The 11,240-nt window shown below is 60.4% G+C and carries 10 protein-coding genes; 8 read left to right on the top strand and 2 right to left on the bottom strand.

What is annotated here, in order from left to right; genetic code table 11:
• On the bottom strand, positions 1–615 hold the full coding sequence (locus ACFFIY_RS10560) for an FMN-binding negative transcriptional regulator (protein ID WP_354195395.1): 615 nt from the start codon (positions 613–615) through the stop codon (positions 1–3).
• 106 nt (positions 616–721) lie between these two features.
• On the opposite strand from ACFFIY_RS10560, the gene pdxR reads away from it, so the two are divergent.
• Positions 722–2,098 carry a MocR-like pyridoxine biosynthesis transcription factor PdxR gene (gene pdxR, locus ACFFIY_RS10555; protein ID WP_354195397.1) on the top strand — a complete coding sequence of 459 codons (1,377 nt, stop codon included), beginning with the start codon at positions 722–724 and terminating at the stop codon, positions 2,096–2,098.
• A 201-nt stretch (positions 2,099–2,299) separates the two neighbouring features.
• Positions 2,300–3,553 carry a Y-family DNA polymerase gene (locus ACFFIY_RS10550; protein ID WP_354195399.1) on the top strand — a complete coding sequence of 418 codons (1,254 nt, stop codon included), beginning with the start codon at positions 2,300–2,302 and terminating at the stop codon, positions 3,551–3,553.
• Positions 3,554–3,740: 187 nt separating this feature from the next.
• On the opposite strand, the gene ACFFIY_RS10545 is transcribed toward ACFFIY_RS10550, so the two are convergent.
• Positions 3,741–5,165, bottom strand: coding sequence for a vWA domain-containing protein (locus ACFFIY_RS10545; RefSeq protein ID WP_354195401.1), 1,425 nt, complete (start codon positions 5,163–5,165; stop codon positions 3,741–3,743).
• Between the two features lie 112 nt (positions 5,166–5,277).
• Here ACFFIY_RS10545 and ACFFIY_RS10540 point away from each other — a divergent pair, with 112 nt between their 5' ends.
• The 6 genes from ACFFIY_RS10540 (at position 5,278) to ACFFIY_RS10515 (ending at position 11,193) form a co-directional block, all read left to right on the top strand.
• Positions 5,278–5,610 (top strand): YolD-like family protein, encoded by a 333-nt coding sequence (locus ACFFIY_RS10540; protein ID WP_354195403.1) that lies wholly within the window; start codon positions 5,278–5,280, stop codon positions 5,608–5,610.
• A gap of 81 nt (positions 5,611–5,691) precedes the next feature.
• Positions 5,692–7,446 (top strand): ABC transporter ATP-binding protein, encoded by a 1,755-nt coding sequence (locus ACFFIY_RS10535; RefSeq protein WP_354195405.1) that lies wholly within the window; start codon positions 5,692–5,694, stop codon positions 7,444–7,446.
• On the top strand, positions 7,446–9,239 hold the full coding sequence (locus ACFFIY_RS10530; protein ID WP_354195407.1) for an ABC transporter ATP-binding protein: 1,794 nt from the start codon (positions 7,446–7,448) through the stop codon (positions 9,237–9,239). The genes ACFFIY_RS10535 and ACFFIY_RS10530 overlap by 1 nt, the downstream gene beginning before the upstream one ends.
• Positions 9,240–9,599: 360 nt before the next feature.
• A complete protein-coding gene (locus tag ACFFIY_RS10525; RefSeq protein WP_354195409.1) occupies positions 9,600–10,310 on the top strand; it encodes a cytochrome c biogenesis CcdA family protein in 711 nt (236 codons plus the stop codon).
• Positions 10,311–10,334: 24 nt separating this feature from the next.
• On the top strand, positions 10,335–10,670 hold the full coding sequence (locus ACFFIY_RS10520) for a thioredoxin family protein (RefSeq protein ID WP_354195411.1): 336 nt from the start codon (positions 10,335–10,337) through the stop codon (positions 10,668–10,670).
• Positions 10,660–11,193 (top strand): CcdC family protein, encoded by a 534-nt coding sequence (locus tag ACFFIY_RS10515; RefSeq protein ID WP_376837266.1) that lies wholly within the window; start codon positions 10,660–10,662, stop codon positions 11,191–11,193. Before ACFFIY_RS10520 ends, ACFFIY_RS10515 begins: the two co-directional genes overlap by 11 nt.
• Positions 11,194–11,240: the final 47 nt, after the last annotated feature.

Genomic DNA, 11,240 nt, shown 5'->3' with positions numbered 1-11,240 from the left:
TTATGGCTGGATTTTTTTCATCACTTCCGCCACTTGATCCGATAGCGGATCGCCTTCCTCGCCAAGGCGGTCGATGATGTTCCGGTAGTCCCGTTCATTGCGGTTCTGGCTCATTTTATAGGCCGCTTCGAACCTCTCCACCCTGATCTTGAATCCGACGATCCCCTTCAGTTCGGTCTCCAGCAGTTCAGGGGACAGTGTTTTCCAGAGCACAGGGTGTTCCCGGTGTTTTTCGTATTTCTCCATCAGGAGGGCGAGGTCCCGGTGCAGTTCTTCGCCTTCAATGATCTCCGGCTTCCCGTACACGTGCACGGCCTGGTAGTTCCAGGTCGGCACGTTTTCCTGCTCATACCAGGAGGGGGAGATGTACGCGTGCGGACCCTGGAAGATCACGAGGACCTCTTCATCCGCCCCGAATGCCTTCCACTGAGCGTTCCCGTAGGCCAGATGCCCGGTGAGGAAATGTTCCCCGTCCACCGTGCGAAACTGCAGGGGGATATGGGTTGCGACGGGACTGCCTTCTTTCACGGTGACCACAATGCCGAACGGATTCGCCCGAATGAACGATTCAATCTCTTCCATATCCCGGATCCGATATTTTCTTGGTATGTACATGAACAACGCCTCCAGTTTTGGTCCTCTTTCTGAAAGTATACGATGCAGGCTGTCATGGAAAAAGGTACAATATCAGAAAAGTCCACATGTCAGAGGATGTTTGCCCATGAAAGATATCATTTTCACATTCCATGAAGGATCCCCGAAGTATAAACAGGTGTATGAACGATTCAAGCGATGGATTGAGCAGGGCGAACTGCTGCCAGGCGAGCAACTGCCGTCCATCCGCCGCCTCGCGGATTCGCTCCAAGTGAGCCGGAACACGACGCTGATGGCCTACGAACAGCTCATGGCCGAAGGATACATACAGGGTGAGAGCCGGAGGGGCTATTTCGTGAACCGGATGGAACCGCTTTTCCTCCGTGAAGCGCCTTCCCGGTCCGTCAGACCTGCTTCTCCGGAACCTTCCGTGACCGTCGATTTCCGGGCGGGCGCCGTCGATCAGGCGCACTTCCCGCTGAAGGCATGGAGAAGGATGCTTAACCGGGTGCTGGCGGAGAAAGAGAGTTTCTTGTACGGGGACCCGTTCGGCGAGCGGCGCCTGCGTGAACAGATTACGAAGTACCTTTTCCAGTCGCGCGGCGTATCGGCCGATCCCGATGCCATCATCATCGGGAGCAGCACCCAGCAGATGCTCCTCCAGCTCGGCCATGTTCTGAGGGAGGATCATTCCGCCGTCGCCGTGGAGGATCCCGGGTATGACGGTGCCTGGGAGGCCTTTCGTTTCCACTCATTCGGAATCCGGACGCTGCCGGTCCATGAGACAGGCATTGACCTGTCTCATCTCGACCGGACGGATGCCGGGGTGGCCTATGTCACACCTTCCCACCAGAGTCCGCTCGGTGTCAGCATGACCATCCGGCAACGCCAGGCACTTCTGAACTGGGCCGCCTCGAGGGAGGGATACGTCATCGAGGACGACTATGACAGCGAGTTCCGGTATACCGGCAAGCCATTCCCGGCGCTTGCGGCCATCGATTCGTCGCGGGTCGTCTACCTAGGGAATTTCTCAAAGTCTTTTCTGCCGGGGATCCGGCTCGGTTATATGGTCCTGCCGCCCGGTCTGCTCGATCGGTATCGCACCCGTTTCCATAATTTCGAGACGACCGCTTCGCTTCCGAACCAGCTCGCCATGGCCCGGTTTATGGAAGACGGGGAATGGAGCCGCCATATCAAGCGGATGCGGCTTGTGTATAAGCGCAAGATGATGCAGCTCATTTCCGTGCTGGATCGGCTTTTCGGCGGACAGGTGACGATGGTCGGGAAGGAATCAGGCCTGTTCCTCCTGATCAAGGTGCATCTTCCGTACACCGAAGAAGAACTGATCCGCCGTGCAGCCTTGCAGGGAGTCCGTGTTTATCCTTCATCCGCTTATTTTATCTGCAACCATCCAGACCGCCCCATGATCAAGCTCGGGTTCAGCAGCCTCTCTGCCGAAGAGATCGGGCTCGGGGCGGAGCTTCTGAAAAAGGCATGGGTCTAAAGCAGACCGCGTATATCCTGGCCGGAATCCTTCCCGGTCTTTTTTTATGGAAACGAAAACCCGTATACGCAGTGGTTCCGTTGATTTCCTTCCTCCATTTCCCGAAATTGCCGTTGAATGATTCCGTCCGGTTTGGCTATACTGAAGGAGGGGAACACTTGTTCTAAGTCGAATAAATGCAGAGGAAGGGAGGAAATCCGGATGTATGAAGGACTGCCGGAGCGGAAAATCATCTGTCTCGACATGCGCAGCTTCTACGCCAGCTGCGCGGCGGCCGATGAAGGGCTCGATGTGATGAAGGAGCCGATCGCCATCATCGGCGACCGGGAGCGGAAGGGCAGTGTCGTGCTCGCCGCCTCGCCGCGGCTGAAAAAGGAATTCGGCGTGCGGACGGGCAACCGGCTGTACGAAATACCCGACGATCCGTCCATCCGGCTCATCGAACCGAAGATGGGCTTCTATATCGGCATTTCCATGGAGATCACCCGCCTCTTGAGCGAGTATGTTCCAAAAGAAGCGATCCACGTATACAGCATCGACGAGGCGTTCGTCGACCTCGGCGGCACGGAGCGGCTGTGGGGGCCGCCCGAAAAGACGGCGAAGCGGATCGGCGACCAGCTGCTCGCCCAGTTCCAGATGCCATCCGCGATCGGCATGGGACCGAACATGCTGCTGGCCAAGCTGGCACTTGATCTGGAGGCGAAAAAGCGGGGCTTCGCCAAATGGGGCTATGAAGACGTGCCGGAGAAACTGTGGCCGGTTGCGCCCCTTTCCGGCATGTGGGGCATCGGCCGCCGGCTCGAGAAGCGCCTGAACGGCCTCGGCATCTTCTCCGTCGGCGACCTCGCCCATGCCGATCTCGCCGTACTGGAAAAAGAATTTGGCGTGATGGGCAACCAGCTGCATCACCATGCCTGGGGCGTCGATCTGTCGGAGCTTGGGGCACCGCTCATCGAGGGCCAGGTGAGCTACGGGAAAGGGCAGGTGCTGTTCCGCGACTACTCGAAGCGGGAGGACATCCTCGCCGTCTTGCTCGAAATGTGCGAAGACGTCGGGCGCAGGGCGCGCGAAGCCGGCCGGGCGGGGCGGACCGTCCATCTGTCGGCCGGCTACAGCGAAGACGCGTACGGCGGCGGGTTCAGCCGGTCGCGCTCCGTCGATGAGGCGGTCAACGCCACGATGGCGATCTACCGGGTGTGCACAAAACTGCTTGATGAGTTCCACGACGGGCGGCCCATCCGGCGCCTGGCGATTTCGCTCTCCAATCTGGAAGAAGAGCATTCCATGCAGCTGAGCCTGTTCGAGGAGAACAAATGGGAAGAACGGAAGCTTGGCGCCGCGATGGACGCCATCCGCTCGAAATACGGGCCGGCCGCCATTCTCCGCGCCGTCTCCTACACCGACGCCGGCACGGCGGTCGGCCGCGCAAAGCTGATCGGCGGCCACAAAACCTGAAAAAGGAACCCCGGCCCCGCCGGGCAACCCAACGCGCTCACTCACGGGGCGAACGCGCTCACTCACGGCCCCAACGCGCTCACTCACGGGGCGAACGCGCTCACTCACGACCCCAATGCGCTCACTCATCCCGCCGCACACCAAAACAGGCGGCCGCTCCATCCCGGAACGGCCGCCTGCAACGGGCTCAACTGCCCTGTTCTTCCTTCAGTTTTTCCATCCGGGTGCGGTAGTCGTCGATCTTCTTGTCGATGCGTTCGGCCTCCGAAGTGACGGTCTCCCGCTTTTCTTCCGACAGTTCGTCCAGCAGCCGGGCGTGGGTTTCCTTCCGGCTGTCCATCAGCGCGACGAGCTCATCGCGTGTGGACGCGCCGATCAGCCCTTCTTCCAGCAGAAGGTCGGCTGCGCCGAGAAAGCGGAGATGCTCGGTGAAGACGGACCGCTTGGCGTGGCCGGACGTTTCCGAAATTTCGTGGAGCGCCGTGGCGGTCGCCCAGCCGGTTGGCGACTGATACACGAGGAGGGAGAGGTCGAGGTCGGACGGCAGCCACATGTCCGCGATGCCGCCGGTCATTTCTTCGAGTGTATCGGCACCGAGGTAGCGACCGTTCCCGGCTTCCGCCACCGACTGGAGCTGGCTTTCGGCGTCTGCGTCGACCTGGAAGCCGATGATGTCGACATGGCGGCCCGGATGGCCGGCTGCGAAGGCGGCGGCTTCCGCGACCGGGTCGCCGCCGCATGTTTCCGCCCCGTCGCTCACGATATAAACGGTGATGTCGCCGTCGCTCCCGGCAAGGTCCTCGTTCGCCTGACGGATTGCGCCGGCGAGCGGCGTCCAGCCGGCAGCCTTCACGCCGGCGACGGCCTCATTGAAGCGTTCTTCATCATAAGATCCGGCCGGGTACACTTCGTCGATCGTGCCGCAGGACAGTTCCTTGTCGGCCCGGTTCTGGGTGCCTGCGTGTCCGTATGCATAGAGGGACACGTCGCTGTTCTGGCCGATCGTGCGGCCGAAGCTCCTCACTGCACTTTTGGCGGTGTCCATCTTCAGTTCGCCGTCCGCTTCCAGCAGCATGCTGGAGCTGGCGTCAAGAAGAATGACCGCCCGGTCCGGCGCTTGGCCGCGCTCTTCCCCGGCGGGCCGTTCTTCAGGTTCCGGCAGGAGCGGTTCATCGAAATCCGGACGGAATCCGACGAGCCAAGGGACTTGTTCCGCGTAGGCGGGGGTGGCGAGCGCGGCGGTTACGGCACTGAACCAGGCGTCGGCGTCTTCCTCGCCTGCAGAGACGGATTTCATTTCATCAAGGAAGGCCCCGCGGAGATCTTCGGGCACTTCCCGCCGGCTCCAGAGGGACGCTTCCTCTTCAACGGGGATGTCCGCGGTCAGCGTGCCGGCGGGAAGTGCGGCCAGCTCTTCGGGCGACCCGGCTTCCGTGACGGCGGAAAGCGGGGCGTCCGCGGCGGCGTTCTCCTCAGCAGGGGCCTCAGCAGGGTCCGCCGCGGTTTCCGGCGGTCGGTCGGTTTTTTCTCCGCCGCCGGCTTTTCCGGCGCCGCCCGAGCAGCCGGCGAGCAGAGTGCCGGCAAGCAGGAAAGTCAAAATCGGTTTCATCATCAGGTTTCCTCCTTCTTGGAAGGATTTATGTACACAGTTCCATACGGGGCCGGACCCGGAAAAGTTTCAGTTTGGCCGGACGGTGGTTGATTTCGGGAAAGGAGTGGTGCGGATGATCCGCGACAGAGGGAACATCAAGTGGACGGCGATGATGCTGCCGGAACACCTGAAGCTGTTGAGGGAATGGCAGGAGGGGGAAGAGAGGCGGGAGCCGGCGGAACCGGATTCCCAGCAGCTGGAGGAGTGGGACCGGCTGCTGCACGAAGCGCTCGAATTCGGAGGCGGACTCGCCATCCGGTGCCGGACGGCCGGCGGAGAAAGGACTTTCGCGGGGCCGGTCCACCATTTCGATCCGCTGTCCGGAACGATCCGGATGGTGGACGGGGACGGGGAGCCGCAGATGATCCGGACGGCGGACGTCCATGATATTTCAGTGGTCGGATAATCAGATTTCCGGTGCTTCTCTAAATTCGGAACATTTGCTACACTGGAATCCGGTTCGAAAATCAAAGGGGGACCGTTTTCCGTGAAAGTATTCATGCAGTTGGGGTGGTTCTTTAAAGAAAGGAAAAAGCAGTATCTCTTCGGCATCCTCATGCTGATCGTCGTGGCCGTGCTCCAGCTTCTGCCGCCGCGGATCATCGGATTCGTCGTCGATGAAATCCGTCTCGGCGAGCTGACGCCGGGCGGACTCGAGAAATGGCTGCTGATCCTGGCGGCCGCGGCGCTCGGGATGTATGTTCTCCGCTACTACTGGCGGATCATGATTTTCGGTTCTTCCGTGCTGCTCGGGCGTCAGATGCGCGAGCGGCTGTTCCGCCATTTTACCGACCAGTCGCCGTCGTTCTACCAGCAGCGGCGGGTCGGCGACTTGATGGCGCATGCGACGAATGACCTCCGGGCGGTCCAGATGACGGCAGGCCAGGGGGTCCTCACGCTCGTCGACTCGCTCACGACGGGCGGGGCGGTCATCCTCGCCATGGCGATCACGATCAACTGGAAGCTGACGCTGATCGCCCTCCTGCCGATGCCGTTCATGGCCGTTTTGACGAGCTGGTACGGGCGGATGCTCCACGAGCGGTTCCGCGGGGCACAGGAAGCGTTCTCCGACCTGAACGACAAAACGCAGGAAAGCGTCTCGGGCATCAAGGTCATCAAGACATTCGGCCAGGAAGAGGAAGACATCGAGGACTTCCGCCGGCTGTCCGCGGACGTGGTCGACAAAAACGTCCGGGTCGCGAAAGTGGACGCGCTGTTCGACCCGACGATCTCGCTCATCGTCGGCGTGTCGTTTTTCCTCTCGGTCACATTCGGCGCCCGCTTCATTCTTGCGGATGAAATGTCGGTCGGGGACCTCGTCGCCTTCACGGCGTACCTCGGGCTGCTCGTCTGGCCGATGCTCGCGTTCGGCTTCCTGTTCAACATCGTGGAGCGGGGGCGGGCCTCCTACGGCCGGATTATGGACCTGCTGGCCGTGGAGCCGGAAGTGAAAGACGTGCCGGGCGCGATCGACCGGAAACCGGAGGGCGACCTGTCGTTTGACGTCCGGGAATTCCGCTTTCCGGGCGATGAGCGGCCCGCGCTGAAAGACGTGCGGTTTGAACTCCGGCGCGGGGAGACGCTCGGCATCGTCGGCCGGACCGGTTCAGGCAAGACGGCGATCCTGAAGCTCTTGCTGCGGGAGTTCGACGGTTTTGACGGCTCGATTGCATACGGAGGCGTCCCGATCGGCGACTACCGGAAGGAGCGGCTCCGGGAGGCGATCGGCTACGTGCCGCAGGACCACTTCCTGTTTTCAACGACCATCCGGGAGAACATCGCCTTCACGGACATCGGGGCACCGCTTGAGGAAGTGCGGCGGGCTGCCCGCCTCGCCCAGATCGACGGGGACATTCTCGGATTTGCGGACGGCTATGAGACGGTCGTCGGGGAGCGGGGCGTCTCGCTTTCCGGAGGGCAGAAACAGCGCATTTCAATCGCGCGCGCCCTCCTCATGAATCCCGAGCTGCTCATCCTCGACGATTCGCTGTCCGCAGTCGACGCGAGGACGGAGGAAGCGATCCTCCGTTCGCTGAAGGCGGAGCGGCAGGGGGAGACGACGATCATCACCTCCCACCGGATGAGCGCGATCCAGCATGCGCACCAGATCCTCGTCATGGACGGCGGCACGGTCGCCGAAAAGGGGACTCATGACGAACTGATGGCCCTGCGCGGGCAGTATTACGAAATGTACGAGCTGCAGCGGCTGGAGGCGCTCGTCGAGCAGGGAGGGGAATCGTAATGAACAAAAATGAACAGCAGCCGGCCCTCGGCAACCGGGAACAGTGGCAGGTGCTCAAGCGGCTGACGGGCTACATCCGGCCCCATGCAAAGACGGCGGTTTTCGCGCTCGTGCTGCTCGGGCTCATGGTGCTCGGCGATGTGCTCGGCCCGGTGCTCATCAAGATCTTCATCGACGACTACCTGACGCCGGGAACTTTCCCGGCAGGACCGCTCGGAATGCTTGCGGCCGCCTATCTCCTCATCCTCGTGCTCAATACGGTGTTCGGCTACATCCAGCTGCTCAAGTTCCAGGAAATCGCGCTGAACATCGTCCGCCAGATCCGGATCGACGTGTTTTCCAAAGTCCAGCGGCTCGGGATGCGCTTCTTTGACCGGACGCCGGCGGGCGGCATCGTCTCGCGTGTGACGAACGACACCGAAGCGATCCTTGAAATGTTCGTGGACGTGCTCGTCGGATTCCTGCAGAGCGGCTTTCTCATTGTCGGCGTCTATATCGCCATGTTCGTGCTCAATGTCCGCCTTGCGCTCATCACGCTCCTGCTGCTTCCGCTCATCTTCGTCATCATGGCGATCTACCGGAAATACAGCTCGGTGTTTTACCAGGATCTGCGCGAGCGGCTCAGCCAGCTCAACGGCAAGATCGCCGAGTCGCTCAACGGAATGGGGATGGTCCAGGCGTTCCGGCAGGAAAAACGGCTGCGGAAGGAATTCGGGGACATCAATGAAAAGCACTATGACGCCGGCATGCGCAACATCCGGCTCGACGGGCTGCTTCTGCGGCCCGCGGTCGACCTGGTGTATGCGCTCGGCCTCATCCTTCTGCTGTCCTACTTCGGCATCACATCGTTCAACAGTCCGGTGGAGATCGGCGTCATCTATGCATTCGTCACTTACCTTGACCGGTTCTTTGAGCCGATCAACCAGGTCATGCAGCGGCTGTCGATTTTCCAGCAGGCGATCGTCGCCGCCCACCGGGTGTTCAAACTCATGGATGACGAAGAATTGGAACCGGCGCAGCCGGCGGACGGAGGAGCGAAGATCGGGGACGGGAAAATCGAGTTCAAGGACGTGTCATTTGCCTACGACGGGGAAAACGACGTCCTGAAGCACATCACCTTCACCGCGAACCCGGGCGAAACCGTGGCGCTCGTTGGCCATACCGGCTCCGGCAAAAGTTCGATCATCAACCTGCTCATGCGGTTCTATGAATTCAGCCGCGGCGAGATCCTGATCGACGGAAAGCCGATCCGCGAATACCCGCAATCGGAACTGCGGCAGAAGATGGGGCTCGTCCTGCAGGATCCGTTCTTGTTCTACGGCGACATCGAAAGCAACATCCGGCTGTTCAATGAGTCGGTGACGCCGGCGGATGTCCGGGCGGCCGCCGAATTCTTCCAGGCGGATCCGTTCATCCGCCGGCTGCCGGACGGCTACCGGCAGAAGGTGACGGAGCGGGGGACGACCTTCTCGGGCGGCCAGCGCCAGCTTGTCGCGTTCGCCCGCACGATGGCCGCCGACCCGAAGATCCTCGTGCTCGACGAGGCGACGGCGAACATCGACACGGAAACCGAAGCGGCGATCCAGGAAGGGCTCTCCCGCATGCGCAAAGGCCGGACGACGATCGCCATCGCCCACCGGCTCAGCACGATCCAGGACGCGGAGCTCATCCTCGTCCTGCACCAGGGCGAGATCGTCGAGCGCGGCACCCACCGCGAACTCCTCGCCCAAAAAGGGCTTTATTACAACATGTATCGCCTGCAGAACGGCATCCTCGGAAACGAAGCAGGCTGATCCAAAAAGCAGGACCGGCAAAACCGCGGTCCTGCTTTTTCTTGTTCCGGCCGGGAAAACTCCGGCCGGGCGGAAAGGGGGCCATTGAAACCGCCCGGAAGCCGCATGCGCTCACTCACGCCCCATATGATGCCACTCAGGCCGTCTATGCGCCCACTCGCGCCCCATATGATGCCACTCAGGCCGTCTATGCGCTCACTCGCGCCCCGTATGATCCCACTCGCCCCCCAACGCCCCCAAAAAAACGGGCGCCGACACCCCGCCCGCACAACCGGTCAACAAACTGTCACAGGCGCAACAGGCGCCAATCCGGCGGGTTTTTGATACGATAGGATGAGCAACTGAGAAAGGGGGACCGGTATGTCAACGGATCTCAATATACTCCTGGCCTTCGGGGCGGGGTTTCTCAGCTTCATCTCTCCGTGCTCGCTGCCACTGTATCCTGCATTTGTTTCGTACATCACGGGAATGTCGCTTGAGGACCTGAAATCCGACCAGAAAAAGATGACGAGGACCGGCATCCTGCACACATTGTTTTTCCTCATCGGCTTTTCGATCATCTTCGTGGCGCTCGGATTCGGGACTTCCTACATCGGGGAGTTCTTCCTGAAATACGATAACCTGCTCCGGCAGGTCGGAGCCATTTTCATCATCCTGTTCGGTCTGATGATCGTCGGGGTGCTGCAGCCGGAGTTCCTCATGAAAGAACGAAAGTTCCAATTCAAGAACCGGCCGGCCGGATATCTCGGCACCCTGGTCATCGGCCTTGCCTTCGCGGCCGGATGGACACCGTGCAACGGCCCGATCGTCGGGGCCATCATCACGCTCGCCGGACAGCATCCCGATGCCGGCATGCTGTATATGCTTTCCTACGTGTTCGGGTTCGCCATTCCGTTCTTCGTGCTGTCATTCTTCATCACGAAGCTCGGCGTGATCCGGAAATACAGCAACATCATCATGAAAATCGGCGGCTGGATCATGATCCTCGTCGGAATCCTGCTGTTCTTTGACGGCATGACGAAAATCATCGGCTGGCTGAGCCCGTTCTTTGGGGACTTCCAGGGATTCTGATTTTGAAAAAAGGAGAAATTGAATATGGAGGCAATCAATACGTATGACGGCTGGCTGCAGGAACTCGCCGAAGAGGAGACGTTCCTTCTCTTCGTCAAGACCGACAACTGCTCGGTCTGTGAAGCCCTGTTTCCCCAGGTCGCCGCATTGGAAGAGGATTACGGGTTTCCGTTTTATTATGTGAACGCCGCCCGGGTGCCGGAACTGGCGGGGCAGCTGTCCCTGTTTTCCGCTCCGGTCGTCCTGCTGTTCCGAAGCGGCCGGGAATTCGCCCGGTTCGCCCGGTTCGTGCCGATGGCGGAACTTGAACGGCGGATGGACGAACTGGAAGAAGCGGCGGGTGAGACCGATGATCAATGACTGGTTGAACTGGGTGTTCAACGAAGTGCCGGCACCGGTTCTCATCATCGGTTCCACGGTTATTTTTGCCTTCATGGGGACGATGGCGCTCATCGTCCGCTCCAAGTCCGCCAAGCGGCCGGCAAGTGCCAAGAAAATCCTCCTTCCGCCAATCATGATGTCAACGGGAGCGCTCATGTTCCTGTTCGACCCGTTCAAGGTTCCTTGGACGCATGTGCTGGAAGCCTCAGTCGTCGGTCTTTTGTTTTCGGTGATCCTCATCAAGACGTCCAAGTTCGAGACGCTTGAAGGGGACATCTACCTGAAACCGTCGAAGGCATTCATCTTCATCCTCGTCGGCCTGCTCATTTTCCGGGTGATCGCCAAGCTCATCCTGAGCAGCTCGATCGATGTCGGCGAGCTTGCGGGCATGTTCTTCCTGCTTGCGTTCGCCATGATCGTCCCGTGGCGGATCGCCATGTATGTCCAGTTCCAAAAGCTGAACCGCCGGCTGAAAACGGCCGCCCTCCGAAGCGAAGGCTGAGCCCTTCCATCGATGCAGACAGAAAAGCCGCCCTCCGGAATCAAACC

Source organism: Bhargavaea ullalensis, from assembly GCF_042432615.1.
GTDB classification, from domain to species: domain Bacteria; phylum Bacillota; class Bacilli; order Bacillales_A; family Planococcaceae; genus Bhargavaea; species Bhargavaea ullalensis.
The sequence above is the reverse complement of the archived record's forward strand: the minus strand, read 5'-3'. Positions and strand labels throughout refer to the sequence as shown.

Excerpts from the sequence above, each read along its gene's own strand:
- ACFFIY_RS10545 (WP_354195401.1), bottom strand. The coding sequence starts at position 5,165 with ATGATGAAACCGATTTTGACTTTCCTGCTTGCCGGCACTCTGCTCGCC.
- ACFFIY_RS10540 (WP_354195403.1), top strand. The coding sequence starts at position 5,278 with ATGATCCGCGACAGAGGGAACATCAAGTGGACGGCGATGATGCTGCCG.
- ACFFIY_RS10520 (WP_354195411.1), top strand. The coding sequence starts at position 10,335 with ATGGAGGCAATCAATACGTATGACGGCTGGCTGCAGGAACTCGCCGAA.
- ACFFIY_RS10515 (WP_376837266.1), top strand. The coding sequence starts at position 10,660 with ATGATCAATGACTGGTTGAACTGGGTGTTCAACGAAGTGCCGGCACCG.
- ACFFIY_RS10550 (WP_354195399.1), top strand. The coding sequence starts at position 2,300 with ATGTATGAAGGACTGCCGGAGCGGAAAATCATCTGTCTCGACATGCGC.
- ACFFIY_RS10525 (WP_354195409.1), top strand. The coding sequence starts at position 9,600 with ATGTCAACGGATCTCAATATACTCCTGGCCTTCGGGGCGGGGTTTCTC.
- ACFFIY_RS10530 (WP_354195407.1), top strand. The coding sequence starts at position 7,446 with ATGAACAAAAATGAACAGCAGCCGGCCCTCGGCAACCGGGAACAGTGG.
- ACFFIY_RS10560 (WP_354195395.1), bottom strand. The coding sequence starts at position 615 with ATGTACATACCAAGAAAATATCGGATCCGGGATATGGAAGAGATTGAA.
- pdxR (WP_354195397.1), top strand. The coding sequence starts at position 722 with ATGAAAGATATCATTTTCACATTCCATGAAGGATCCCCGAAGTATAAA.